General features: G+C 74.5%; 22 protein-coding genes. 6 read left to right on the top strand and 16 right to left on the bottom strand.

Annotation, left to right across the window (positions count from 1 at the left end; translation table 11 throughout):
- Positions 1 to 265: 265 nt before the first annotated feature.
- From EKG83_RS05855 to EKG83_RS48890, 6 genes are all read right to left on the bottom strand, one after another.
- A complete protein-coding gene (locus EKG83_RS05855) occupies positions 266 to 1,675 on the bottom strand; it encodes a phospholipase D-like domain-containing protein (RefSeq protein WP_084716816.1) in 1,410 nt (469 codons plus the stop codon).
- Between the two features lie 37 nt (positions 1,676 to 1,712).
- Positions 1,713 to 2,402, bottom strand: coding sequence for a peptidyl-tRNA hydrolase (locus tag EKG83_RS05850; protein WP_153278866.1), 690 nt, complete (start codon positions 2,400 to 2,402; stop codon positions 1,713 to 1,715).
- Positions 2,403 to 2,416: 14 nt separating this feature from the next.
- On the bottom strand, positions 2,417 to 3,643 hold the full coding sequence (serB, locus tag EKG83_RS05845; protein WP_033433306.1) for a phosphoserine phosphatase SerB: 1,227 nt from the start codon (positions 3,641 to 3,643) through the stop codon (positions 2,417 to 2,419).
- An 84-nt stretch (positions 3,644 to 3,727) separates the two neighbouring features.
- Positions 3,728 to 5,515, bottom strand: a complete 1,788-nt coding sequence (gene ctaD / locus EKG83_RS05840; RefSeq protein ID WP_033433307.1) for an aa3-type cytochrome oxidase subunit I — start codon at positions 5,513 to 5,515, stop codon at positions 3,728 to 3,730.
- Between the two features lie 237 nt (positions 5,516 to 5,752).
- Positions 5,753 to 6,463 carry a hypothetical protein gene (locus tag EKG83_RS05835; protein WP_033433308.1) on the bottom strand — a complete coding sequence of 237 codons (711 nt, stop codon included), beginning with the start codon at positions 6,461 to 6,463 and terminating at the stop codon, positions 5,753 to 5,755.
- 126 nt (positions 6,464 to 6,589) lie between these two features.
- Entirely contained in the window at positions 6,590 to 7,516 is a 927-nt protein-coding gene (locus EKG83_RS48890; RefSeq protein WP_153277903.1) for a hypothetical protein, read from the bottom strand.
- Between the two features lie 162 nt (positions 7,517 to 7,678).
- Here EKG83_RS48890 and EKG83_RS05825 point away from each other — a divergent pair, with 162 nt between their 5' ends.
- From EKG83_RS05825 to EKG83_RS05815, 3 genes are all read left to right on the top strand, one after another.
- The gene (locus EKG83_RS05825) at positions 7,679 to 8,356 is read left to right on the top strand and encodes a response regulator transcription factor (protein WP_033433309.1); all 678 of its coding nucleotides are present in this window, start codon (positions 7,679 to 7,681) and stop codon (positions 8,354 to 8,356) included.
- 290 nt (positions 8,357 to 8,646) lie between these two features.
- On the top strand, positions 8,647 to 9,966 hold the full coding sequence (locus tag EKG83_RS05820) for a HAMP domain-containing sensor histidine kinase (protein WP_051766444.1): 1,320 nt from the start codon (positions 8,647 to 8,649) through the stop codon (positions 9,964 to 9,966).
- On the top strand, positions 9,959 to 10,567 hold the full coding sequence (locus tag EKG83_RS05815) for an HD domain-containing protein (protein ID WP_033433310.1): 609 nt from the start codon (positions 9,959 to 9,961) through the stop codon (positions 10,565 to 10,567). Before EKG83_RS05820 ends, EKG83_RS05815 begins: the two co-directional genes overlap by 8 nt.
- Here the strand turns inward: EKG83_RS05815 and EKG83_RS05810 are convergent.
- The 7 genes from EKG83_RS05810 to EKG83_RS05780 all read right to left on the bottom strand — a co-directional run bounded on the left by EKG83_RS05810 (position 10,542) and on the right by EKG83_RS05780 (position 16,841).
- Positions 10,542 to 11,114, bottom strand: a complete 573-nt coding sequence (locus EKG83_RS05810; protein WP_033433311.1) for a 1,2-dihydroxy-3-keto-5-methylthiopentene dioxygenase — start codon at positions 11,112 to 11,114, stop codon at positions 10,542 to 10,544. The genes EKG83_RS05815 and EKG83_RS05810 overlap by 26 nt on opposite strands.
- A gap of 5 nt (positions 11,115 to 11,119) precedes the next feature.
- Entirely contained in the window at positions 11,120 to 11,707 is a 588-nt protein-coding gene (gene mtnB / locus EKG83_RS05805; RefSeq protein ID WP_033433312.1) for a methylthioribulose 1-phosphate dehydratase, read from the bottom strand.
- On the bottom strand, positions 11,704 to 12,369 hold the full coding sequence (gene mtnC / locus EKG83_RS05800) for an acireductone synthase (protein ID WP_033433313.1): 666 nt from the start codon (positions 12,367 to 12,369) through the stop codon (positions 11,704 to 11,706). Before mtnC ends, mtnB begins: the two co-directional genes overlap by 4 nt.
- On the bottom strand, positions 12,362 to 13,369 hold the full coding sequence (locus EKG83_RS05795; RefSeq protein WP_033433314.1) for a s-methyl-5-thioribose-1-phosphate isomerase: 1,008 nt from the start codon (positions 13,367 to 13,369) through the stop codon (positions 12,362 to 12,364). The genes mtnC and EKG83_RS05795 overlap by 8 nt, the downstream gene beginning before the upstream one ends.
- Positions 13,369 to 14,493, bottom strand: a complete 1,125-nt coding sequence (locus tag EKG83_RS05790) for an acyl-CoA dehydrogenase family protein (protein WP_051766445.1) — start codon at positions 14,491 to 14,493, stop codon at positions 13,369 to 13,371. The genes EKG83_RS05795 and EKG83_RS05790 overlap by 1 nt, the downstream gene beginning before the upstream one ends.
- 114 nt (positions 14,494 to 14,607) lie before the next feature.
- Positions 14,608 to 15,753, bottom strand: a complete 1,146-nt coding sequence (locus EKG83_RS05785) for a hypothetical protein (RefSeq protein WP_153277901.1) — start codon at positions 15,751 to 15,753, stop codon at positions 14,608 to 14,610.
- Entirely contained in the window at positions 15,750 to 16,841 is a 1,092-nt protein-coding gene (locus tag EKG83_RS05780; protein WP_033433315.1) for a hypothetical protein, read from the bottom strand. The genes EKG83_RS05785 and EKG83_RS05780 overlap by 4 nt, the downstream gene beginning before the upstream one ends.
- 198 nt (positions 16,842 to 17,039) lie before the next feature.
- Here EKG83_RS05780 and EKG83_RS05775 point away from each other — a divergent pair, with 198 nt between their 5' ends.
- Both EKG83_RS05775 and EKG83_RS05770 read left to right on the top strand, forming a co-directional pair.
- Complete coding sequence (locus EKG83_RS05775; RefSeq protein ID WP_033433316.1) at positions 17,040 to 17,291, top strand: hypothetical protein; 252 nt, start codon at positions 17,040 to 17,042, stop codon at positions 17,289 to 17,291.
- Positions 17,292 to 17,401: 110 nt separating this feature from the next.
- Positions 17,402 to 18,178 (top strand): hypothetical protein, encoded by a 777-nt coding sequence (locus EKG83_RS05770; RefSeq protein WP_228122513.1) that lies wholly within the window; start codon positions 17,402 to 17,404, stop codon positions 18,176 to 18,178.
- Between the two features lie 323 nt (positions 18,179 to 18,501).
- Here the strand turns inward: EKG83_RS05770 and EKG83_RS05765 are convergent, their stop codons facing one another.
- From EKG83_RS05765 to EKG83_RS05755, 3 genes are read right to left on the bottom strand one after another with little or no spacing between them, the layout of a single operon-like run.
- Positions 18,502 to 21,192: an AAA family ATPase gene (locus EKG83_RS05765; RefSeq protein WP_033433318.1), complete on the bottom strand. Its 2,691-nt coding sequence runs from the start codon at positions 21,190 to 21,192 to the stop codon at positions 18,502 to 18,504.
- 10 nt (positions 21,193 to 21,202) lie between these two features.
- Positions 21,203 to 22,144, bottom strand: coding sequence for a zinc-binding dehydrogenase (locus EKG83_RS05760; protein ID WP_033433319.1), 942 nt, complete (start codon positions 22,142 to 22,144; stop codon positions 21,203 to 21,205).
- Between the two features lie 2 nt (positions 22,145 to 22,146).
- Positions 22,147 to 22,725 (bottom strand): NADPH-dependent FMN reductase, encoded by a 579-nt coding sequence (locus EKG83_RS05755; protein WP_033433320.1) that lies wholly within the window; start codon positions 22,723 to 22,725, stop codon positions 22,147 to 22,149.
- 88 nt (positions 22,726 to 22,813) lie between these two features.
- On the opposite strand from EKG83_RS05755, the gene EKG83_RS05750 reads away from it, so the two are divergent.
- On the top strand, positions 22,814 to 24,091 hold the full coding sequence (locus EKG83_RS05750) for an MFS transporter (RefSeq protein WP_033433321.1): 1,278 nt from the start codon (positions 22,814 to 22,816) through the stop codon (positions 24,089 to 24,091).
- The last annotated feature ends 161 nt before the right edge of the window (positions 24,092 to 24,252 follow it).

Here is a 24,252-nt window from a genome sequence, read left to right as displayed (position 1 = left end):
GCCCGCGGCCGGCCTGGTGGAGCAGCCGGTTTTCCCGAGCCCCCCAGTCCGGGAAGTCGGCCGGCAGCGGCAGGCGTTGTCGTTGGTGGTGCAGTCGTCCTGGGTGGGCGTGCGGGTCGAGGTGGCGTGCCGGGACGGGTCGCGCAGGTCCTCGTGCAGGCCGTTGGCGTCCGCGCAGCCGTTGTCCACGGTCCGCCCCCTCGTTCCGCGCTTCCGCCGACGCGTGGAACGAGGGGCGGCCACCGGAAGTGACGCCGGTAACACCTCAGCCGTCGACCAGGAGGCCGCGCAGCGGGCCCTGGAGCCGCCCGGCCCGGCGGGAGACGCCCGGCAGCGCGGCGATCCGGTGCTTGCCCTCCGACTCCAGCGTGCCCCGCCACAGGTGGTCGACCACGTCCTCCGGCTCACCGGCGACCTCGTCGACCGGGCGCTGGAGGTGTTCCGACCACAGCCGCAGCCGGGTGCGGCGGGCCAGGTCCGCGTCGTCGGTCACGACGTTGACCTCGGTGTCGTTGAACAGCGAGTGCTCGTTGAGGTTGGCCGAGCCGACGCTGAGCCAGCGGTCGTCCACGACGGCCAGCTTGGCGTGCACGTACACCGACGACGAGGTCGCGCCGTCGTGCGAGGTGAGGGTGGCCGCGACCAGCCTGCGGCCGCCGTCGTCGGCGTCGATCAGCCTGCCCAGCTGGCCGCGGGTGGTGTCGGCGCCGTTGCTGGGCTTGCGCGGCAGCACCAGGACCACCCGGAACCGCGGGTCCGGCGGGTTGCGCAGCTTGTCGATCAGGATCTCGGTGACCTCGGGCGACCACAGGAACTGGTTCTCCAGGTACACCAGCCGCTCGGCCGAGCGCAGCGCCCGCAGGTAGGAGTCGAGCAGGCTGAACTCGCCGCGCGGGATGAAGTCGTAGGTGCGCTCCGGGATGGTGCGCACGAGCTGCGCCGACGACGTGCCCGCCGGTCCCGGCACGGCCACCGGCGGCAGCTCCTCGCCCGCGATCTCCTGCCAGCGGTCGCGGAAGTGCTCGGCCACGTCCGCCACGATCGGGCCGCGCAGCCGGGTGCCGATGTCGTGCCAGCCCAGCGGGTGGCGCGGCGGGTGCTCGGGCGTGTCGTGCCGGTCGCCCTCGACCGCGGTGAGGTCCATGCCGCCGACGAAGGCCACCTCGTCGTCGACCACCACGACCTTCTCGTGGTGGCAGTGCAGGGTCCGCTCGCGGGCGTCGACCACGCACGACACGGCGCTGTCGCGCATGAACTCCCGCCTGCTCGCCAGCACCCGCTTGCGCGTCGGCTCGAACATCGGCACCGGCGGCCCCGCCCACAGCAGCACCCGCACCGGCACCCGCTCCGCCGCCGACGCCAGCAGCTCGCGCAGCGTCGGCGCGCCGGGTTCGCGGGTCAGCCGGAAGTCCGGGCTCGCGCACCACCCGGCCAGGTGCACCGACCGCCGCGCCGACGAGATCGCCTCGGCGATCGCGGGCAGCACCTCGTGCCCGTCGACCAGCACCTCGACCCGGTTGCCCTCGCGCACGGGCCGCCGGGGCGACCACCAGCCGCCGTCCCCGGCGAACACCCCGCCCCAGCCCAGCCGGCGCAGCCGCCGGGCGTGGTGCGCGCACAGCAGGCTCTCCAGCCCGTCACCGAGTCTGGCGTCCAGCACGTCCAACAGGCCCACGCCGTGGATGATTACCGCGAACCGGACGAACCAAACTTCACGCGAACCGGTGGTTCACCGCCACGGTCGCGGTACCGGGCGCGACCTCGGTGTACCCGGCGTCGCGGACCAGCACGACGCCCGGCCGCGCGACCAGCTCGTCCCAGTCCGCGGGCGACGGCGTGCGCACCGCGCACCGGTAGTCCACCTCGGCCCAGTCCTTCAGCCCGGTCTCCGACAGGCGCGGCGCGAGCAGCATCGACGCGTGCCCCACCTGCGCGGCGGCCTTGCCCGCGGTCATCTCCACCCGCGGGTTCAGCCACAGCTCGTACGCGCCCGGCGGCACCGCGCCCGGCTCGTCCGGCGGCAGCTCGCTGCCCGAGATCTGCAACCGGCTCAGCTCCTTGGGCAGGTCCGCGACCCGACCGGGCACGAACGCCCGCGCCGACGCCGTGCCGACGGTGATCGTCACCCCCGGCAGCGCCTGCACGGCCTCCCAGTGCGCGCCGCGGGCCCGCCGCGACACCTTGCGGATGCGGCCGCGCACCCACGCCACCACCTCGTCGTGCCACTCGCCGCCCGGCAGGGCCCGCTCGTCCAGGCACACCGCGACCGCGGCCGCCGCCGCGGCCTCCAGCACGTCGGTCCGCGACGGCGGCGCCGACCGCTCGATGCGCAGCACCACCGGCATCGCCCGGACCTGCGCCGGGTCCTCCACGTCGGTGGCGTAGTGCCGGTCGACCAGCATCCGCAGGATCGGGTTCACAGGCGGTTCAGCTCCAGCCCGTCCGCCGCGTCCGCGGCCTCCACCTCGGCCCTGGTCACGCCGAGCACGAACAGCACCGCGTCCAGGAACGGGTGCGACAGCGCGGTGTCGGCGACCTCCCGCAGCGCGGGCTTGGCGTTGAACGCCACGCCCAGCCCGGCCGCGCCGAGCATGTCGATGTCGTTGGCGCCGTCGCCGACGGCCACGGTCTGGGCGAGCTGCACGCCCTCCCGCTCGGCGAACCGCCGCAGCGCCACCGCCTTGCCCGCCCGGTCCACCACGTCGCCGACCACGCGCCCGGTGAGCCTGCCGTCGACGACCTCCAGCTCGTTGGCCGCGCAGAAGTCCAGCCCCAGGTCGTCCACCAGCCGCTGGATGACCCTGGTGAACCCGCCGGAGACCACGCCGCAGCGGAACCCGAGCCGCTTGAGGGTGCGCACCGTGGTGCGGGCGCCCGGGGTCAGCTCCAGCGAGGCCGCCACCTCGTCGAGCACCGACTCGTCCAGGCCCTCCAGCAGCGCCACCCGCCGCCGCAGCGACTCGGTGAAGTCCAGCTCGCCGCGCATCGCCGCGTCGGTGATCTCCTTGACCCGCTCCTCCACGCCCACGTGCGCGGCCAGCATCTCGATCACCTCGCCCTGGATGAGCGTGGAGTCGACGTCGAACACGATCAGCCGCTTGGCGCGCCGGGTCAGCCCGGCCCGCTCCACCGCGATGTCCAGGCCGCCGCGCACCGCCACCTCGGCCAGCGCCGACCGCAGGGCCGCGTCGCTCTCGCCCGTGTCGGCGGCCACGGACACCCGCAGCTCCAGGCCCGTGACCGGGTAGTCGGCCACGCCGCGGATGGCGTCGATGTTCACGCCCAGCGCCGCCAGCCGCCGCGCCACCTCGGTGAACGCGCGGGCCGTCACCGGGCGGCCGAGCAGGATGATCACGTGGCTGGACTCCAGGCGCGCGGTGCGCCGGGAGTCCGCGCCGAGCTCCACCTCGACGTGCATGGACACCGTCGCCATGGCCTGCTCGACGGCCTCCTGGAGGCCCTCGGGGTCGCGGTCGGCGGCGACGAGCACGCCGAGCACCAACCGGCCGCGGATGACGACCTGCTCGACGTCGAGGATCTCCACCCCGTGCCGGGTCAGCACCGCGAACAGCACCGAGGACACCCCCGGCTTGTCCGGTCCGGTGACCGTGATCAGGACGGGTGTGGCGGTGGGCTTGGTCACGACGGCTCCTATGCCAGACAACGGCGAGCCCCGGCGCCCGCGCGTGCGGTCGTCCGGGGCTCGCCGGTGAACCTGCGTTCGAGGTTACTTGTGGTCGCCCTCGGTGCCCTCCGAGGCCGTGCCCGACTGCACGACCTCGCCCGCCTTCTCCAGCGGGCCGGGCTTGGCCTTCTCGTGCGGGATCGCCTTGCCGGTGAAGGTCACGTGCGCCTCGTCGTGGATGCGCTCGATCATGTGCGGGTAGTGCAGCTCGAAGGCCGGGCGCGCCGAGCGGATGCGGGGCAGCTCGGTGAAGTTGTGCCGCGGCGGCGGGCAGGAGGTCGCCCACTCCAGCGAGTTGCCGAAGCCCCACGGGTCGTCCACGTGCACGGTCTCGCCGTACCGGTAGGACTTGAAGATGTTCCAGATGAACGGCAGCGTCGACGCGCCCAGGATGTAGGCGCCGATGGTGGAGATCGTGTTCAGCGTGGTGAAGCCGTCACCGGGCAGGTAGTCGGCGTACCGGCGCGGCATGCCCTCGTTGCCCAGCCAGTGCTGCACCAGGAACGTGGCGTGGAAGCCGAGGAACGTGAGCCAGAAGTGGAGCTTGCCCAGCGGCTCGTCCAGCATCCGGCCGGTGATCTTCGGGAACCAGAAGTAGATGCCCGCGAAGGTGGCGAACACGATCGTGCCGTAGAGCACGTAGTGGAAGTGCGCGACGACGAAGTACGTGTCCGAGACGTGGAAGTCGATCGCCGGCGCGGCCAGCAGGATGCCGGACAGGCCGCCGAAGAGGAAGGTGACGATGAAGCCGATGCTGAACAGCATCGGTGACTCGAACGTCAGCTGCCCCTTCCACATCGTGCCGATCCAGTTGAAGAACTTGATGCCGGTCGGCACGGCGATCAGGAAGGTCATGAAGGCGAAGAACGGCAGCAGCACCGCGCCGGTGGCGTACATGTGGTGCGCCCACACGGCCACGGACAGCGCCGCGATGCCGAGGGTGGCGTAGACCAGGCCGTTGTAGCCGAACAGCGGCTTGCGGCTGAACACCGGGAAGATCTCGCTGACGATGCCGAAGAACGGCAGCGCGACGATGTAGACCTCGGGGTGGCCGAAGAACCAGAACAGGTGCTGCCACAGGATCACGCCGCCGTTGGCGGGGTCGAACACGTGGGCGCCCAGGTGCCGGTCGGCCAGCAGGCCCAGCAGCGCGGCGGTCAGGATCGGGAACGCCAGCAGCACCAGCACGCTCGTCACCAGGATGTTCCAGGTGAAGATCGGCATGCGGAACATGGTCATGCCGGGCGCCCGGAGGCAGACCACGGTGGTGATCATGTTGACCGCGCCGAGGATGGTGCCCAGACCACCGACGACCAGGCCGGAGATCCACAGGTCGGCGCCCGCGCCGGGCGAGTGGATGGCGTTGGACAGCGGCGTGTAGGCGAACCAGCCGAAGTCGGCCGCGCCGCCCGGGGTGAGGAAGCCCGCCATCACGATCAGGCCGCCGAACAGGTACAGCCAGTAGGAGAAGGCGTTGAGGCGCGGGAACGCCACGTCCGGCGAGCCGATCTGGAGCGGCAGGACGAAGTTGGCGAAGCCGAACACGATCGGGGTCGCGTAGAGCAGCAGCATCACCGTGCCGTGCATGGTGAACAGCTGGTTGTACTGCTCCTGCGAGAGGAACTGCATCCCGGGGCGGGCCAGCTCGGTGCGGATCAGCATGGCCATCGCCCCGCCCACCATGAAGAAGGCGAACGACGTGACCAGGTACATGATCCCGATCTGCTTGTGGTCCGTGGTGCGGAACATCCGCAGCAGGAACGAACCCTTGACCGCCTTGCGAGTCCCGAAGGGCCGCGTAGCGATCGGCTGCGGGGCTACGGCCGTCACGGTGCCTCCTGCCTGTACTGGTTCCGGCGTGACCGGCGGGCGGGCCCACCGGACTCATCGGATCGTAGACGGCCCCGTTCCGGGGGGTTCGGCTGGGCCGGCTGCTGGATCAAGGGAGGTAGCGCAGGTCACAACCCGTGGCGGAGCAGTTGGAGGCCCGTCGGAGGGCCGTCGGAAGCCTGCCGGAAGCCTGCCGGGGCCGCTCCCGGACGGTGGGGGCGGCCCCGGTGGGGCGGGTCAGCGGCGCAGCAGGCCGCGCAGCCTCGGTGAGGCGACGAACGCGGCACCGGTGACGACCAGGGCGGCGCCGGCGAACAGCAGCCAGCCGGCGCCGAAACCGGTGTTGGCCAGGTCGTTCGCCTCGGCGGCGGTCGGGGTGGCGCTTGCCGGGGTGGTCGGGGTGCCGGTCGGAGTGGTCGGGGCTTCGGGGGCCGGGGCGACGACCTGGTCGCCCGGGGTGTCGGTCTCGGGGGCGTCCGGGGTCGGGGTGTCGGGGGTGTTCGGGGTGTCGGGGGTGTCGGGCTCTTCGCCGCCCGGCTGCTCGCCGGGGGTGGTCTGCTCGGCGCAGAAGAACCAGTGGCTGATGGCCGGCACCTTGCCGCCGCCGTTGAGGGGCGACTTCAGGCCCTCCCACGGGAGGTCGCCCAGCTCGGCGGCCTTGTAGACGGTGTAGCCGTCGCCGCCCTTCACCACCACGCCGGTGACGGTGTGGCCGGCGACACCGCCGGTGATGGTCAGGTAGGTCCCGCCGGTCACGGTGAACTGCAGCTTCAGGTCGCCGGTGCTGCCGTCGTGGGCCTTGCCGGCGAGGCCCACCTTGGCGCACGCGTCCGCGTGGCCGGCGTCCACGTTCTTGTCCGGGGTGGCGGTGGCGGTGCCGCCGAGCAGGCCCGCGGTGGTCAGGGTGAGCAGGGTTGCCCCGATCAGGTGGCGGGGGGTCATGCGCATGGTTGGTGCTCCACTGGTCAGAGGGACCGACCGGCGCAGCCAACTACGCCGGTCGTCCCCCTATCGAGTGAGCACGTTCGGGGGTCGCGGTCCGTCCGCTATTCGTGACGGTCCTGTGATGGCGGGTCAGTGTTGTGGGCGGCGGCGCGGGAGGAGGAGCAGGGCGAGGCCGGTGGCGATCAGGGCGAGGCCGGTGAGGAGTGGCCAGGCGGCGTTGAAGCCGGTGGTGGCGAGGCCGTTGGCCGGTTTGGTGCCCGCTGCGGGGGTGGTGGCTTTGCTGGTGGCGGCGGTGGTCGTGGTGGCCGTGGTGGTGGCGGCGGCGACCAGGGCGGCGGCCTTGGCAGTGGTGGTGGTCGTCGCCGGCCGGGTCGTGGTGCTCCTGCTGGCGACCGGCGAGTCCAGCGAGGTGGTGGCCGTGCTGTTGGTGGTCGACTTGGTCGTGGTGGCCGGTTCGGTCACGCAGGCGAACCAGTGGCTGATGGCGGGCACGTTGTCGCCGTTGTCGAGCGGTGCGTGCAGGCCCTCCCACGGCAGGTCGCCGAGGGTGGTGGCCGGATAGACGTTGTAGGCGTCGCCACCTTTCACCACCACGCCGGTCACGGTGCGGCCGGGCGGGAATGTCCAGATGTCGACATAGGTGCCGTTGTCGTAGTAGGTGCCCGCGGGGAGGGTGGCCCCGTCGCCGGACAAGCCGACGGTCGCACAGACACCCGGATGTTGAATGTTGACATTGCCCGCGTAGGCGGTGGCGCGGGCATCGCCGGACTGGGGCGGATCGGCCATCGCGGCACCGGCGGTGAAGGGGCCGGCTGCGAGGACGCCGGCGATGAGGACACCGACGGCGAAGGCGCGAGCAGTGAGAGCGCGGGCGGCCAGAGTGCCGGCAGCGGAGGGGCTGGCGGCAGAGGGGCTAGCTGCAGAAGGGCTGGTGACGGAAGGGCCAGCCGCAGAGAGGCCGGCAGCGGAGGCCCCAGCGGCGAGAGGGCTGGCGGCGAGAGGGCCGGCGGTGGGGGCTTGCCAGGCGGCGATCAGGCGGCGGGCGGCTGTGCGCATGGTGCACCTCGCGCGAGTCGAAGGGTTGCTCCATCCGCTGTATCGCGCTGAGCCGACCAGACGTGTCCCGCCGCCGTGGAATTTTCTCGGGGTTGGTCGGTGGGCGTCTTTACCCAACCCGAACACCGGAGCACCCCCGGTCGTGGCCGGGCGCGTGCCACCATGCGCGACGTGCGGGGACTCGTGCTGGTCGTGGAGGACGAACGGGCCATCGCCGACCTGGTGACCCTCTACCTGCGGCGCGACGGGTTCGGCGTGCACGTGGAGGCGGACGGGCGGTCGGCGCTGGCCGCGGTGCGGCGGTTGCGGCCAGTGGCGGTGCTGCTGGACGTGGGGCTGTCCGGGATGGACGGGGTCGAGGTGTGCCGCGAGCTGCGCGCGGGCGGTGACTGGACGCCGGTGCTGTTCGTGACCGCGCGGGACGACGAGGTGGACCGGGTGCTCGGGCTGGAGCTGGGCGCGGACGACTACGTGACCAAGCCGTTCAGCCCGCGTGAGCTGGTGGCCCGGGTGCGCACGGTGCTGCGGCGGGGTGAGCCGCGGGTCGACGCGGTGCACGTGGTCGGCGACGTGCGGTTGGACGGCGACCGGCGGCGGGTGTGGGCCGGGGACGGGGAGGTGGCGCTGACCTCGACCGAGTTCGACCTGTTGGCGCACCTGATGCGCAGCCCGGGGCGGGTGTTCGGGCGGGAGCAGCTGCTCAGCGCGGTCTGGGGGTACGCCGCGGTGGCCGGTACGAGGACCGTGGACGTGCACGTGGCGCAGCTGCGGGCCAAGCTCGGCGCGCACAGCCCGATCCGGACCGTGCGCGGGGTGGGCTACTCGGTGGAGGGGGCATGAGCCTGCCCCCGCACCACGACGCCGTGCCCGGCCCCGGTACCAACGCCGTGCCCGACCCCCGTACCAACACCGCGACCGGTCTCGGCTCCGACCTCGGATCTGGTCACGCCCCCGGCCTCGACACCGGTCCCGGCCCGAACTCAGGCGTAGGTACCGGCGCCGTCCCGGGTCGAGGGGCAGGTCCCAGCCCCACCTCCGACCCAGGTCCCGGCCCTGGTGCCGGCCCCGGCCCGAACCCGAGCCCAGGTCCCACCCCCACCTCGGCCCCAGGTCCCGGCCCCCGCCAGGACGTGCCCCGCCGAGGCACCGCGCCCCGCACCGGCCTGGCGTTCCGCGTCACCGCCCTGTGCCTGGCCGTGGCCGGGGTCGCGGTGCTGGTCGCGGGCCTGGTGTCGGCCCGGCTGGTGCTCACCGCGTCGCGCGAGGTGATGCGCGAAACCCTGTCCGACCAGGCCGACGTGGTCGCGGACCAGCTCACCGCGCCCGACGGGGCCGGCCGGGCGCGGGTGGTGCGGGTGCTGCGCGGGCAGGGCATCGCCGTGGTGCTGTTCGGGGTGGACGGCGACCTGGTGGGCGATCCGCGGGCCGTGCGGGCGGTCGAGCTGACCGGGCGCCGGTCCGGCACGGCGGGCACCCGCCTGGTGGAGGTCCGCGACCGGATCGCCCTGGTGCAGGAGACCGCCACCGGCGACGGGCCCGGCCGCGCGCTGCTGCGCAACATCGCCGTGGCACTGGGCGTGGGCCTGCTGGTGGCGGCCGCCGCGGGGCTGCTGCTCGGCAAGCTCGTCGCCCGCCCGCTGCGCCGGACCGCGGCCGTCGCGCACGCGATGGGCGGCGGGCGCCGCGACCTGCGGGCACCGGAGCGCGGGCCCGCCGAGGTGGCCGAGGTCGCGGGCGCGGTGAACGCGCTGGCCGACGCGCTGGCGCGCAGCGAGGCGCGGCAGCGGGAGTTCCTGCTGTCGGTGTCGCACGAGCTGCGGACCCCGCTGACCGCGGTCAAGGGCTTCGCCGAGTCGCTGGCCGACGGGGTGGTCGCGGGCGGGGACGTGCCCGCGGTCGGCCGCACGGTCGTGGCGGAGGCCGACCGGCTCGACCGGCTGGTCGCCGACCTGCTGGACCTGGCCCGGCTGGGCGCCGACGACTTCCGCGTCGACCTCGCGCCCGTCGACCTGGTGGGGCTGGTCGCCGGCGCGGCGGAGGTGTGGCGGGCCCGGTGCGCCGCCAAGGGGCTGGAGTTCCGGCTGGACCTGCCGCCCGGCCCGGTGGTGCGGACCACCGACGCCCGCCGGCTGCGCCAGGTCCTCGACGGCCTGCTGGAGAACGCCGTGCGGCTGACCCCGGCCGGTCGGCCGGTGGTGATCGCCCTCGCCGACGACCCCGGCGGTGCGCTCCAGGTGCGCGACGGCGGCCCCGGCCTGTCGGCGGAGGACTACCGGGTCGCCTTCCGCAAGGGCGCCCTGCACGCGAAGTACGAGCGCTCCCGGCCGGTCGGCACCGGCGTCGGCCTGGCCCTGGTGCACGGCCTGGTCACCAGGCTCGGTGGCACGATCGGGGCCGGACCCGCGCCGGAGGGCGGCGCGGCCTTCACGGTGAGGCTGCCCCATGCGTGAGCTGGAAGCGCTCTGGCACGACGCCGTGCGCGCCCTGGGCGGGGACCACGGCCCCGGCGACCTGGCCGACCGCTACGCCGAGCCGCACCGCGGCTACCACAACGCCGACCACGTGCTGGCCGTCGTGCGGGACGTGACCGCGCTGGCCGCCGACCGGACCGGCGGGGAGCGCGCGGTGCTGGTCCTGGCCGCCCTGGCGCACGACGTGGTCTACGACGGCCGGCCGGGCGAGGACGAGCGGCGCAGCGCCGAGTGGGCGCGGGCGCGGCTGGCCGGGCTGCCGCAGGCCGACCGGGTCGCGGAGCTGGTGCTGGCCACCACCGACCACGTCTCGGACGACCGGCTGGCCCGGCTCCTGCTGGACGCCGACCTCGCCGTGCTCGGTTCCGCGCCGGAGGACTACGAGCGCTACCGGCGGGCGGTGCGCGCCGAGTACGCGCACGTCACCGACGAGGCGTGGCGGGTCGGGCGCGGCGCGGTGCTGCGGTCCCTGCTCGACCGGGACCCGCTGTACGCCACGGCCGGGGCGCGCGCCCGCTGGGAGGCGCGCGCCAGGCACAACCTGGCCGCCGAGCTCAGCTCGCTCGGTGACCCGCCATGAGCCGGTCGAACGTCGGGAACGACAGGGCGATGTCGCTGCCGGTGAAGTTGCCGACCCAGCCGTCGTCGTCGTGGAAGAACCGGATCGACACGTAGTCGGGCCGGGTGCCCATGTCGAACCAGTGCGTGGTGTTGCGGGGCACGCTGAGCAGGTCGCCCGCCTCGCACAGCACCGCGTACACCCGGTCGTTGACGTGCAGGTAGAACACGCCGGCGCCGCGCGCGAAGAACCGGTCCTCGTCGTCGTCGTGGGTGTGCTCGGCCAGGAACTTCGCGCGCGCCTGCGCGGCCGACTCCAGCCACCCGGGGTCGTCCGAGGGGGTCATCTCCATGGCGTCGACCATGACGTAGCCCTCGGTCTCGGTGACCCGCGCGACCTGCTCGCGGTACACCTCCAGGGCGTTCTCCCTGGTCACGCCGGGCACGACCGGCCACTGCTCGTAGCGGACGCCGAGCTGCTTGAGCTCGACGGCGATCTCGGCGGGGTCGGCGGTGCGCACCACCGGGTTCTGCGGGTCGGTGTCCGGCCACACGGTCAGCAACGTCATCTCGCCTACCTCCGCGAAGTCTCGACCTTGAAGCGCAGCAGCCACTCCAGGCACTCCAGGCGGTGACGGGCCTGGTAGAGGTCGTCACCCCACACGTACACCCCGTGCCGGGCCACGAGCAAGGCCGGCACGTCCGGTCGGAAGCCCTCCTCGAAGGCGTCGCCGAGGACCTTCATGTCCTGGTTGTTCGGCACGACCGGGACGACGACCACGTCGTCGTGCGCGTACCGCCCGAAGCCCTTGAGCATTTCCAGGTCGCGCAGCTCCACGCCGCCGGGCCAGTGCTCGGCGGCCACCACGGGCGCGAGCGCGTGCACGTGGACCACGGCGCCGGCGCCGGACACCGCGGCGATGCGCCCGTGCAGGGCCGCCTCGGCCGACGGCACGCGCACCGGGTCGTCGGTGTTGCCCTCGGCGTCGACGAGCACCACGTCGTCGGGCGCGAGCTCGCCCTTGTCCTTGCCGCTGACGGTCACCGCGAGCCGCAGCGGGTCGCGGTCGACCACCACGGACAGGTTGCCCGACGTACCGCGCATCCAGCCCATCGCGGTGTAGCGGGCGCACTCGGCGGCCAGCGCCTCCCCTGGCGTCACAGCGCGCTCACCGTCCGGTGTGGACCGAAGTCGGAGTGCTCGTGCGGCTCGCCGGGGCGCGCCACGCCGACGGTGCGCCAGCCCGCCTCGGCGGCGGCGTGCAGCTCGGCGGGCACGTCCGAGTAGAACGTGACGTCGTCGGAACCGAGCACGGAGGCGATCTTGAAGTAGGACGACGCCTCGCGCTTGGGCCCCGCGTTGACCGTGTCGAAGTGGTGCTCGAACAGCGGGGTCAGGTCGCCGTCGGTGGTGTGCCGGAAGAACGCCACCTGCCCGGCCACCGAGCCGGAGGAGAACACGGCGAGCCTGACGCCGTCGGCGTGCCACCGGCGCAGCGCGGGCACCACGTCCGGGAAGAACTCGGCGACCAGGTCGCCCCGGGCGTAGCCCTCCTGCCAGATCAGGCCCTGGAGGGTCTTGAGCGGGGTGGCCTTCCGGTCGGCGTCCATCCAGCCGTGCAGCACGGCGACCAGCTCGTCGGTGCCCCCCTGCGCGCCGGACAGCTCGCGGACCTGCGCGACGGCCTCCACGACGGCCGGGTCGCCGGGGTGCCCGTCGATCCACGGGCCCAGCCGGGGCCGGGCGTAGTCGTACAGGGTGACCAGCACCTGGTCGGTGGCGCTGAGCGTGCCCTCGATGTCCAGCACAACCCACTCAGTCATGAACGTCCTCGGCGTAGTAATCGGCCAACTCGTGCGGAGCGTACGCACCGCGGTCGGTCACCACGGTGCTCACGAACCGCGGCGGGGTGACGTCGAACGCCGGGTAGCGGCCGCGCGCCCGGTCGGTGGCCGTGCGGCGGCCCAGGGTGTGCAGCACCTCCTCGCCCGGCCGGTGCTCGATCGGCACGTCGCCCGCGGTCGGCGCGAGCCGGTCCGGCGCCTGCACCATGGCCAGGAACGGCACGTCGAACGCGTGCGCGGCGACGGCCAGGCCGAGCGTGCCGACCTTGTTCACCACGTGCCCGTCCATGGTGACGCGGTCGGCGGCGGTCAGCAGCACGTCCACCTCGCCCGCCGACATCACCGCCGCGCCCATGCCGTCGGTGATCAGGGTGGTGTCCACGCCCATCTCGCCCAGGGTCTCCGCGGTCAGGCGGGCGCCCTGGAGGTAGGGCCGGGTCTCGGTGCACACGAACCGCAAGCGCTTGCCCAGGCCCCGGGCGGCCTTGACGGTCTCGGTCAGGTACAGGTCGGCCCAGCAGTGGGTGAGCACCGCGCCGTCGTCGGGCAGCAGGGCGGCGGTGAAGGCGCCGAGCCTGCGGCTGCGCTCCCGGTAGCGCTCGTCGCCCGCGCGGGCACCGGCCAGGGCACCCGCCTCCACGTCCTCGGCGGCGTCCACGCCGGCCAGCACGGCGGCCACGGCCTTGCGCAGGGCGTTGTTGGTGCGCCGGGTGGCGACCAGCAGCTCACCGGCCCGCTCCAGGCTCGCCCTGGCCTCGTCGCGGGGCAGGCCGCGGGCCTCGCGGGCGGCCAGCACCATGCCCCACAGCGCGGCGAAGTACGGGCCGGAGGACTGGGTGACCATGTCCTCGATGGCCTTGGCGACCTCGGCGACCGTGGTGCAGCGCACCCACACGCGCTCGAACGGGAAGTTGCGGCGGTCGAGGATGTGGACGCCGTCGTCCGCCAGGACGACGCTGCGCGCGAGCACCGGCTCCATCAGCTGTACCCGGTGAACGGGGCGTGCTCGCCGGTGAGGAAGTGCGCGCCGACCTCGCGCGCCTTGTACGACACCGGGTCGTGCAGGGTGAGGGTGCGGGCGTTGCGCCAGAACCGGTCGAAGGCGTAGCCCGCCGCGGTGGCGCGGGCGCCGCACAGCTCGAACACGCGGCTGGTGGTCTGGTTGGCGACCCTGGTGGAGACGACCTTGGCCGCGGAGATGGCGGCGGCGGCCTCGGCGCGTTCGCCCGCGGTCAGCTCGGCGCCGCGCCCGGATGCCTGGTGCAGCAGCTCGGAGGCGTGGTCGGCGAGCAGGCCGGCGGCCTTGGCGTCGGCGACCAGCTCGCCGTAGGTGCCCAGGACGTAGGGGTCGTCGACGGCCTTGTCCACGCCGCTGAGGAACCACGGGCGGGTGGTCGTGCGGGTGTAGCGGGCGGCCTCGGCCAGCGCGCCCTCGGCGAGCGCGACGTAGAGCTGGGCCAGCACGAGCTGGAAGCCCAGCGCGGCCAGCGACAGCCGGGGCGTGGCCGTGTCCTGGCCGCCCAGCACCTGGCCGGCGGGCACGTGGACGCGGTCGAACGCCACGCCGCCGCTGGCGGTGAGCCGCTGGCCGATGTTGTCCCAGTCGCCGGCGTAGGTGATGCCCTCGGCCCTGGCGTCCAGGGTGAAGGTGAGCTTCTCGCCGGTGTCGGCGCGGGTGGCGCTGACCACGAGCCGGTCGGCCACGGACGCGCCGGTGGCGAAGGTCTTGCGGCCGCTGACGGTGAACCCGCCCTCGACCGGCGTCAGCTCCAGGGCCGCGTCCAGCGGGTTGCTGACCCCGGCCCAGAACAGGTCCTCGCCGGGGTCGAAGGCGGGGTTGTCGAACAGCCCGCTGCGCCACACCTGGAGGTAGTGGTAGCCGAGCAGGTGGCCGATGTTGGCGTCCGCCGCGCCCACCACGCGGGTCACCGCCTGCTGCGTGGCCCAGTCGCGGACGGCCAGCAGGCCCGACCGCCGCAGCGCCCCGACCTCGGCGACGGGTTCGGCGCCCAGCCGGTCGCGCTCGGCCGCGTCCACGCGCAGCCCGGCGGCCAGCTCCTCGGCGACGGTCAGCCACTTCTGCCGACCATCGGTGCTCGTCATCCCCTGCCTCCTGCCAGTTCTGCCCCAGCAGGCGAGCCTAACGCGCGATCGCCGGCGTGGGCTGAGCGTTCCGACACATGGGAGGGCCGTTCGGCGGCGCGGGTGGTGGCCCCGTCAGCGACACGGGTGGTAGCCGTGCAGGAGGCCCGCGTCGGCCAGCAGCTTCTGGGCGGACTGGCCCCGGTACCGGGCGCGGGTCGCCTCGACGTGGGCCCGCCAGACCTCGCGGTCGGCCCGCCAGGCCGCCAGGTACTCCTCGCACAGCTCCGGCTCGATGAGCTGGTTGCGCCCGCGGGCGGCCTTGAGGGCGGCGACCATGCGGCGCTTCTGGCCCTCCTCCAGCCCGGCGGCGTGGACCATGGCGATCACGTCGTCGATGAACCGCCTGCGGCGGGCCAGGAACCGCCGCCAGTAGGCGACCCCGGCGCCGGTCAGCGGCTCGCCCGCGTCGAGCAGCCCGAACAGGCCCTCGGCCAGGCAGTCGCCCAGCTCCTCGGTGCGGGCCCGCATCGTCTCCCGGTACGGGTCGTACGGCTGCTGGACGGCCAGGCCGGTCACCGCCGAGGGCGACAGGCCGGTGTCGTGGAGCAGGAAGAACCAGTCCTCGTTGTAGATGTCGGGGAAGAACGAGGTGAACGACTCCCGGCCGACCGCGAGCGCGCCCGTGCCGATGAACGTGTCCTGCTCGCCGCCCGCGTCGCGGTAGGCGTGGCACACCACCGAGTTGTCCGGGTAGCCGCCGACCGACAGGCCCACCCCGGCGTGGCGGTCGAGCAGGCCCGCGGCGTCGTTGAGGTCCTCGGGCCGCGGGACGGCGACGTCGTCGTCGAGGTAGACGATCCGCTCCCAGCCGGCGACGGCCGCCAGCAGCAGGGCCAGGTTGCGCTTGGCGCTGGTGTCGGTGCGGCGGGCGAACCGGCCGCCGCGCAGCATCCTCGTGGTGGCGAAGTCCGGGACGAGGTCCGGCGGCACCTCGGCGATGTCGAGGGCGAGGACGTCCACGCCCTCGCGCTCGGCGAGCGCGGCGGCGCCGTCGGCCGACGAGCGGCGGCTGCACAGCGCCACCAGGGTGCACTCGTGGTGCGCGGCCAGGGCGACCGCGGTCCTGAGGTAGGCGGTGGGCCGCGCGGTCGGCACGATGATCGCGTCCACCCCGGCGGGCTCGGCGACCGCGTCGCGGGCCAGCAGGTGGCGGTGCGAGGCGTGGTGGTGGGCCGACCGCGGTGGCACGCGCGTGGCGGCGGGCGGGACGGGGTTCAACTCGGCTTCTCCGGCCATTCGAGGAGTCGGGAGTCGGGCAGGGCCCAGTCCGGGGTGACCACGAGGCCGTTCACCACGGACACCCTGGTCAGGACGCTGTAGGCGTCCGTGTCGCCGAAGCGCTCCTCCAGGTACCTGGAGTTGCGGTCGCGGAACCTGCCGTCGGTCAGGGCGCGCACGACGCCGAGGGTCCCCCGGCCGTACATGCCGTTGCAGATCGTCACCGTTCGCCGGTGGTTGAACGGGTTGGGCCCACGGTGGAACAGGGCCACGTCCTCCAGCAGCACCTCGCGGTCGCCGGACTTGTCGAGCCTGGGCGCGAACAGCACCTCCGTGCCGTCCGGGCGGCGCAGGGAGAAGCCGCCGGACTCGCACTCGCGGTGCCTGCCCACCTGCTCCACCGGCAGGTCGACCCGTTCCTGGAGCTCGCGGGTGACGAAGTTCCAGTCGACCCCGCCCAGCAGCACCAGGTGGGTGGTGTAGTCGTCGGTCACCATCTCCGTGGCGATGCGGAAGTTGACCTGGCTGCGCGGGTTGAGCGCGCGGATGTGGCCGTGCAGCTCGATCAGGGCGTCGAGGTCGGCGTAGGTGTAAAGCTCGACGTAGTCCGGTTCGGAGGGGTCGGCGTACGGCATCCGCTCGCGCATCTCGCGCGGCAGCTGGGCGACCACGATGGTGATGGCGTGCCGGTCGTCGAAGTACCAGAAGCCGCGGTCCCGCTCGTCCGGGGCGGGCGCCCCGCCGTTGTCGCGCTCCCCGGCGGCCAGGCCGACCAGCTCGTCCAGCAGCTCCTGGCGGCACCGCTGCTCGTCGGCGGTCAGCTCGTCGAGCGGCAGCAGCCGGTAGGGGCGCTCGGCGACGGAGCGGCGGGTCGCGAAGAAGGTGGCGTAGGCGGCGAGCCGGTGCGGCGGCGGGACCTTCGGCTTGCCCCGGCTCTCCCACGACGACAGCAGCGGCACGCTGGCCGGCTGCTCCTCGCTGAACGCCTCGGCCAGGTCCCCCTGGGTGATCGGTACGTCGGGCCAGTGCTCCTTGCGCAGCGCCCGGAGGCGCTGCGCGAGCGAGCCGGAGCCTTTCGGAACAGCCACGTCTGCCGCGCCCTTCAGCGAACTTCAGCAATGCTGCCGAAGCGAGAAACATACACGACGTTAGGCAAAACTCGCGACCCGGAGTCCGCAATACGGCCTTGTCAGTCAAGTACACCTGACTTACGCTCCACATACTGAGATTTACCAAATTTCAGTAGAAGAGCTGAAGTTCACCCAGGAAGCCATCCGGGGGTAACCATGAACGTGCTCGCCTCCCTCGCCCAGACGACCCTGGCCCAGACCGCCGACACCACCGAGGGCGCCCCCGTGGTGGTGATGATCATGATGGGCGCCATGGCGCTGGTGCTCGGCCTCGCCAGACTCCTGCGCCGCCTGCTCGGCATGCTCACCAGGGTCCTGGTGTCGGCCGGCGCCGCGATGACCGGGATCGCCACGATGATCGCGCTGTGCGCCGTGCTGACCACCGTGCTGATGGTGTACGTGCGCTGACCACCCGGTGGAGCCGAGGTGACCACCGGGTGCGGACTCCCCCCTTCGTCTACGGTATGCGGGCCCGCACCGAAGGGGGGAGCCGCGTGATGGACCTGTCCTGGAGACCGATGCCCGGGGGAACCGCGCTCGCCGCGCCCCCCGGGACCGGCGCGCCGCGTCCGGTGTGGACGTCCACACCGCACCTGATCGAGGCCGAGCTGCTGGTCGGCTACCTGTCGCTGCCGACGTGCCCGCTGGGCAACAACGCGTACAAGGAACCGGACCAGCCGAACGTGGTGCGCTGGGGTTCGCCCGGCGACGCCTCGGGGTGGGTCAACCGCAGCCAGTGCGCCTCGTTCCAGACCGCGGTGCTCCGGCGGACCTACCAGTGGGCGACCGGGCGCTTCTTCCGCACCCACTTCGGCACGGCGAGCCCGTTCGCGCGCGACTACCGGCGCGTGTTCGCCGAGCGGGCCGTGCCGCACTTCGAGCGCGTGACCAGGGTGGCCGACCTGCGGCCGGGCGACCTGGTGGCGGTGGACTACCGCAACGACCAGGACACCAACACCGGGCACATCGTGATGGTGCGGTCGGTGAAGGGCGCCTACCGCGCGCCGGTGGCGTCGCTGAACTTCCCCGGTGAGACGCAGTACGCGGTCGAGGTGGTCGACTGCACGTCCGAGCCGCACGGCCGGTACGGGGTGGGCAACTACTCCCGGTTCCCGGACAGCCGCATCTTCAACGCCACCGCCGCCACCGACGGGGCGGGCTTCGGGCACATGATGTTCTACGCCTCCGACGCGACCGGCGAGTTCACCCGGTACCGGTGGAGCGTGAACACCTCGTCCGCCGGCACCTACACCACGACCCAACGCCCCGTGGCCGCCGCCCGCGTCCTCCCCTGACCACTGGGCTCACCGTGCCAGCCCGAAGAACACGCAGGCTCTGAACGCATGACACCCAGGCTCCGAGCGCATGACACGCGAGGTCTGAACGCATGACACGCCGGGTGGGAGCGCTTCCCCCCGGCGTGTCATGCGTCCAAGCCGGGCGTGTCATGCGTTGAGGACCGGCGTGTCATGCGTTCAGGGCTCGCGAGTCGAACCTCCACGACCGTCGTGTCGAACGTTCGCGACCCCCGAGTTCCACGTTCGGGCGGTGCCGAGTGTGGAACTCGGAGGGTCTGGAGGTTCGACACGAGGGGGCTGGGGGTTCGACTCGCGCGGGGTCAGCCGGTCAGGTCCAGGCGGGTCAGTTCGGCGCGGGAGGCGACGCCCAGCTTCGGGTAAGCCTTGTAGAGGTGGTGGCCGACGGTGCGCGGGCTCAGGAACAGCTGCGCGCCGATGTCCCGGTTGCTCAGCCCCTCGGCGGCCAGGCGGACCACCTGGAGCTCCTGCGGGGTGAGCGCGCTCAGCGGGTCCGGGCCGGGCACGGCGCGGCTCTCGCCGGTGGCGCGCAGCTCGGTGCGGGCGCGGTTGGCCCACGGGGTCGCGCCCAGGCGCTCGAACACCTCCAGGGCGGCGCGCAGCGGGGTGCGGGCGTCCGCGCGCCGGCGCGCCCGGCGCAGCCACTCGCCGTGCAGCAGGTCGGTGCGGGCCCGCTCGAACGGGCGGTGGTCGGAACCGCGGTGCAGCTCGGCGGCCCGGGTGAACCACCGCTCGTCGTCGGTCAGCAGGGCGCGGCAGCGCGCGGCCACGGCCCGGGCCCACGGTCGGCCGGTGTGCTCCGCCCACTCGGCGTACCAGGCGGCCGGGTCCTCGGCGGCGGCCCGGTCGCCCGTGCGGACGGCGGCCTCCACCAGGTCGGGCAGGCTGCTGATCGCGTAGAGCCGGTGGGTGCCCGCGGCCGCGTCGGCCAGGCGTTCCAGGACCGCGTCGTGGCGGCCCAGGCCGAGGTCGAGCAGGGCCAGCGCGCAGGCCGCGCGCACCGACCCCGGCGGCTCGACCGGCTGCCGCGCGACCAGTTCGGCGCAGCGCCGCTCGTCACCCTCGACCGCGGCCAGCTCGGCCAGCACGCTGGTCAGGAAGCCGACGCTGAAGCCCTGGCCGATGTCGTCGGCGATCCGCAGCCCCTCCTCGGCCGTCGCCCGGGCCTCGCGGTGCCGGCCCAGGTGCAGCCGGCACCGGGCGAGGTACGCCAACGCGCGCGGCAGCACGGCCAGCGCGCCCTGGGCCCGCGCCCGGCGCTCCATCTCCACCGCCACGCCCGACGCGGCCCGGTCGTCGCCCAGCACCAGGTGCCACCACGCGCGCACGGCGTCGCCCGCGCCCTCGGCGTACGGGGAGCGGAGCAGTTCGCGCAGGGCGGCCAGCCCACCGGGCACGTCCCCGCCCTCCAGCCCCAGCGCGGCCCGCGCCACGGCCCGCGTGTCCGCCGCACCCGGCAGGTCGCCCACGCGGTCGGCGATCTCGCGCACCGCGGCGAGGTCGCGACCGGCCCACGCGTTCTGCGCGGCGTTGAACAGCATCTCACCGGCCAGCTCGGGCTCGGCGTGCGCGGCGCACGACGCGGCGCGCACCAGCGTGGCCGCCGCCTCGGCCGGGAACCCGCGCTCGCTGGCCACCCGGGCCTGGATGCGGGCCGCGCGGGCCACCTCGACGGGGTCGCGCAGCACGTCCCACGCCTGCTCGGCGAGCACCGCGGCCCGGTCGAACTGGCCCGCCACCCCGGCCGCCCCCGCCGCCGCGACCAGCCGGCGCCCCCGGTCGAGCGGGTCCGGGCTCAGCTCCGCGGCCCGCTGGTAGGCCGTCGCGACCGCGGTGAACCCGCCCCGGCCGCGCGCGTCCTCCGCGGTGCGGGCCAGTGCCGCCGCCACCGCCTCGTCCGGCTCGGTGGTGGCGGCGGCCAGGTGCCAGGCGGCGCGGTGGGCGTCCTCCAGCACCCCGGCCAGCGCGCGGTGCACGGCCAGCCGGCGGGCCAGCGGCGCGCCCCGGTAGGCGGCGGCGCGGATCAGCGGGTGCCGGAACGCCAGCCGGCCGCCGTCGGAGCGCAGCAGCTGCCGCCGCTCGGCGGGCTCCAGGTCGGCGATCGAGGCGCCCAGCAGCTCCGCGGCCTTGACCACGGCCCCCGGGTCGCCGGTGTCGTCGGCGGCGGCGACCAGCAGCAGGGTGCGGGTGCGCTCGGGCAGGGCGGCGATGCGGTCGGCGAAGGTCTGCTGGACGCGGCTGTGCGCGGGCAGGGCGGCGACGTGGTGGGCGTGCGCGGCGGTCAGGTGGCCCTCCCGCTGGGCGGCGGGCAGCTCCAGCAGGGCCAGCGGGTTGCCGCGCGCCTCGGCGGCGATCTGCGCCCGGACGTGGCGCGGCAGGTCGGCCGCGTGCTCGGCCAGCAGCGCGGCGACGGCCGCCGGGGCCAGGCCGGTGAGCCGCAGCTCGGGCAGGCCGGGCGCGGGGAACGGCGGCGCGTGCAGGTCGCGGGCGGCGAACACGACCGCGACGCCCTCGGCCTGCAGGCGGCGGGCCGCGAAGACCAGGGCGCGGGCCGAGCCCTCGTCCAGCCAGTGTGCGTCGTCGACCAGGCACAGGACGGGGCCCTGTTCGGCCAGGTCGGCGAGCAGGGTGAGCACGGCGAGGCCGACGAGGTAGCCGTCGTCGCGGTCCGGCGGGGCCAGGCCGAGGGCGGCGCGCAGGGCGGTGGCCTGGGGTGGGGGCAGGGCGGTCACGCGGTCGACGACCGGGGTGAGGAGGAGGTGGAGGCCGGCGAAGGGGATCTCGGACTCGGACTCGACGGCGGTGCCGCGCAGCACGCGGAAGCCCTGGTCGGCGGTCGAGGGCCCCGCCGCCCGCGCCGCGAGGTGGTCCAGCAGCGCGGACTTGCCGATGCCCGCCTCACCCCGCACCACCAGCACCCCGCTGCGCCCCGCCCGCGCGTCGTCGAGCAGGCGGTCCAGGGTGGCGAGTTCGGCGGACCTCCCGTGCAGCACGTCCCCGACCCTAACGAGCGCCCGGCAGCAGGACGACCTTGCCGACGGTCCGCCTGCCCGCCAGCGCCGCGTGCGCCCGCGCCGCCTCCGCCAAGGGGAACTCCTGCACCACCGGCGCCAACCGCCCCGCCTCGGCCAGCGCCCGCGCCTCCAGCGCCCGCACCCCGCCCGCCCGCCTGGCCATGTGCGGCCCGGCCGCCACCACGGCGGTCAGCGAGCGGGCGAACAAGTCCGAAGTGGACATCGGCAGCAACTCCCCCGACGACGAGCCGAACACCACCAGCCGCCCTCCCTGGCCCAGCAGGTCGAAGGCGCCGCGCCCCTCCGCCCCGCCGACGCCGTCCAGGACCGCCGTCACCTCGCGGCCCGCCAGCGCACCGGCCACTTCGGACCGCCACCCCTGCCGCCGGTAGTCGACCGCGGCGGCCGCGCCCGCGCGCAGCACCGCCCGCCGCTTGTCCGCGGCACCCACGAGCCCCACCACGAAGGCCCCGGCCAGCACCGCGCCGCGCACCAGCAGGCCACCGACACCGCCCGCGGCGGCCGTCACCAGCACCACGTCGTCGGGGTCCAACCCGGCCGCGTCGAGCACGCCCAGGGCGGTGCCGCCGGTGCGGATCATGGCCACCGCGGCGGCGAAGCCCACCCCCTCGGGCACGACGTGCAGCGCGCCGACCTCGCGCACGGCCAGCTCGGCGTACCCGCCGTCGGCCAGGCCGAGCTGGGTCACCACCCGCCGGCCCAGCCACGCCCCGTCCACGTCCGGGCCGATCGCGTCCACCACGCCCGCGACCTCGCGGCCCGGGGTGGTCGGCAGGTCCGGGCACGACAGGTCCGCCGGGTGCACGCCCGCCGCCCGGACCGCGATCCGCGCCCGCCCCGGTCCGGGCTCCGGGTCCTCGACCTCCTCCACCCGCAGCACCCCGGGCTCGCGCAGGCGCACGGCGCGCACGGTCAGGCCCCGTAAGGCCGCTTGGCGCGGGCCTCCTTGAGCGCCGTCCCCCACCAGACGAGCCGGTCGAGCACGGTCGTGGCGGCCTTGTCGACCTCGGCGCGGTCGAGGGGGTTGCCCTCCTCGTCGAACCTGGACCACGCGCCGTGGAAGCTGACGGTGTCCCGCACGGTGACCGCGTGCAGCTCGGCGAACACCTGCCGGAGCTGCTCGACCGCGCGCAGGCCGCCGCTGAGGCCGCCGTAGGAGACGAAGGCGACCGGTTTGGCGTGCCACTCGCTGCCGTGCCAGTCGATGGCGCTCTTCAGCGGCGCGGGGAAGCTGTGGTTGTACTCGGGGGTGACCACGGTGAACGCGTCGGCCGCCGCCAGGCGCGGCGACAGGCGGACGACCTCGGGCGGCGGGGCCTCGCCATGCGCGGGCAGGGTGTCGGGCAGGCCCAGGTCGGCCAGGTCGAGCACGTCCACGGTGAGGTCGGCGCGCTGCGCGGCGAGGTCGGCGAACCAGCCGGCCACCACCGGGGCGAACCGGCCCCGGCGGGTGCTGCCCACGATGACGGCGAGCTTGATCGTGTCTGCCATGCCGGCGACGCTACGAGCGGGACGACCGGGCGGGCATCTGTCACGTGACTGATTCGGCGCGTGCCGGTTCGCCCATAGCGTTGCGCCCATGACTGGGGACACGCAGGTCAGGGCTGGTTGGGCGCCCGTGGTGGCGCTGGCGATGGCGATGGTGGCGGTCACCACGGAGATGAGCCTGGCGGCGGTGGCGCTGCCCGCGCTGGGCGCCGAGCTGGGGGTGGGGCCGTCGGCCGCGGCGTGGGTGCTGCCGGCCTACACGCTGCCCATGGCGGCCCTCGCGGTGCCGGCCGGGCGGTGGGTGGACCGGGTGGACGTGCGGTGGGCGTTCGCGCTGGCACTGGTGGGTGTCGGGGTGTCGAGCCTGGTCACGGCCCTGGCGCCGGTGTTCTGGGTGGTGCTGGTCGGCCGGGTGGCGCAGGGGCTGGCGGCGGCGCTGGTGCTGGCCGGGTACATGCCGATCGTGGTGGCGGCGGTGCCGGCCGAGCGGCGGGGGCGGGCGATGGGGTCCATCGTGACGATGATGACCGTCGGCGGCATGGCCGGTGCGCCGCTGGGCGGGTTCGTGGCCGGGGCGCTCGGCTGGCGGGCGGTGTTCCTGGTGAAGCTGCCGGTGGTGGTGGCCGCGCTGTGGCTGGGGTGGCGGTCGCTGCGCGGGGACGGCCGCGGCCTGCCGCCGCCGGACCGGGGGCTGGTGCTGGAGGCCGTGCTGCTCGGCGGTGCGGTGGCGGGGGTGCTGCTGGCGTTCGGGGGTCCGGCGTGGACGGCCGCGGTCGCCGTGGTGCCGGCGGTGTGGTGGGCGCGGCTGCCCGGGTCGCGGCCGGTGCTGGCGCTGGTGCGGCGGCGGGTGTTCGGGTTGCCGCTGCTGGCGCTGGCGCTGATGTCGACGCTGGGCGGGTTGCTGTTCTTCCTGGTGCCCTACCAGGTGACCGGCGCGCTGGGCGGCACGTCCGGGCAGGTCGGGCTGGTCCTGCTGGTGTACGTGTCGGGGGTGGCGGTGCTGTCGGTGGTGGCGGGCGCGCTGACCGACCGGTGCGGGCCGTGGCCGGTGGCGCTGGTGGGTGCGGTGGTGTCGGTGCTGGGCATGGCGTCGCTGCTGCTGCCGGTGACCTCACTGGTGGACCTGGGGTGGCGGCTGTTCGCGGTCGGGGTCGGGCAGGGGCTGTTCAACCCGGCGGTGAACGCGCTGGTGGTGGCGACCGCGCCGGCCGGCGCGGCGGGGGCGGCGGGTGGGCTGGGCTCCACCGCACGCATGGTCGGCACGACCGTGGGGCCGGCGCTGGCGGTGGGCGGGTTCCACAGCGGGGTGGCGGTGCTGACCGCGACGGCGGTGCTGGGGGTCACGGCGCTGGCCTGCGCGCGCCGGTGACGCCGGGGATCGGGCGCCACGGGGAGAAGACGCCACGAACCGGCGAAATCGCGGACCGAAGACACCACGAACCGGTGAAACCGCGGAGACCCCGGGACCGCCGCACCGCTGGACCCCCGGGACCACCGGGACCACCGGGACCACCGGGACCACCGCACCAC

It is taken from the genome of Saccharothrix syringae, assembly GCF_009498035.1.
GTDB lineage: Bacteria > Actinomycetota > Actinomycetes > Mycobacteriales > Pseudonocardiaceae > Actinosynnema > Actinosynnema syringae.
The sequence above is the reverse complement of the archived record's forward strand: the minus strand, read 5'-3'. Positions and strand labels throughout refer to the sequence as shown.

What these genes read in the sequence shown, in the direction of transcription:
- EKG83_RS05850 (WP_153278866.1), bottom strand. Translation starts at nt 2,402, where the DNA reads ATGCTGGTCGACCGGCACTACGCCACCGACGTGGAGGACCCGGCGCAG.
- EKG83_RS05835 (WP_033433308.1), bottom strand. Translation starts at nt 6,463, where the DNA reads ATGCGCATGACCCCCCGCCACCTGATCGGGGCAACCCTGCTCACCCTG.
- EKG83_RS48890 (WP_153277903.1), bottom strand. Translation starts at nt 7,516, where the DNA reads ATGCGCACAGCCGCCCGCCGCCTGATCGCCGCCTGGCAAGCCCCCACC.
- EKG83_RS05825 (WP_033433309.1), top strand. Translation starts at nt 7,679, where the DNA reads ATGCGCGACGTGCGGGGACTCGTGCTGGTCGTGGAGGACGAACGGGCC.
- EKG83_RS05815 (WP_033433310.1), top strand. Translation starts at nt 9,959, where the DNA reads ATGCGTGAGCTGGAAGCGCTCTGGCACGACGCCGTGCGCGCCCTGGGC.
- EKG83_RS05810 (WP_033433311.1), bottom strand. Translation starts at nt 11,114, where the DNA reads ATGACGTTGCTGACCGTGTGGCCGGACACCGACCCGCAGAACCCGGTG.
- mtnC (WP_033433313.1), bottom strand. Translation starts at nt 12,369, where the DNA reads ATGACTGAGTGGGTTGTGCTGGACATCGAGGGCACGCTCAGCGCCACC.
- EKG83_RS05795 (WP_033433314.1), bottom strand. Translation starts at nt 13,369, where the DNA reads ATGGAGCCGGTGCTCGCGCGCAGCGTCGTCCTGGCGGACGACGGCGTC.
- EKG83_RS05790 (WP_051766445.1), bottom strand. Translation starts at nt 14,493, where the DNA reads ATGACGAGCACCGATGGTCGGCAGAAGTGGCTGACCGTCGCCGAGGAG.
- EKG83_RS05775 (WP_033433316.1), top strand. Translation starts at nt 17,040, where the DNA reads ATGAACGTGCTCGCCTCCCTCGCCCAGACGACCCTGGCCCAGACCGCC.
- EKG83_RS05770 (WP_228122513.1), top strand. Translation starts at nt 17,402, where the DNA reads ATGCCCGGGGGAACCGCGCTCGCCGCGCCCCCCGGGACCGGCGCGCCG.
- EKG83_RS05755 (WP_033433320.1), bottom strand. Translation starts at nt 22,725, where the DNA reads ATGGCAGACACGATCAAGCTCGCCGTCATCGTGGGCAGCACCCGCCGG.
- EKG83_RS05750 (WP_033433321.1), top strand. Translation starts at nt 22,814, where the DNA reads ATGACTGGGGACACGCAGGTCAGGGCTGGTTGGGCGCCCGTGGTGGCG.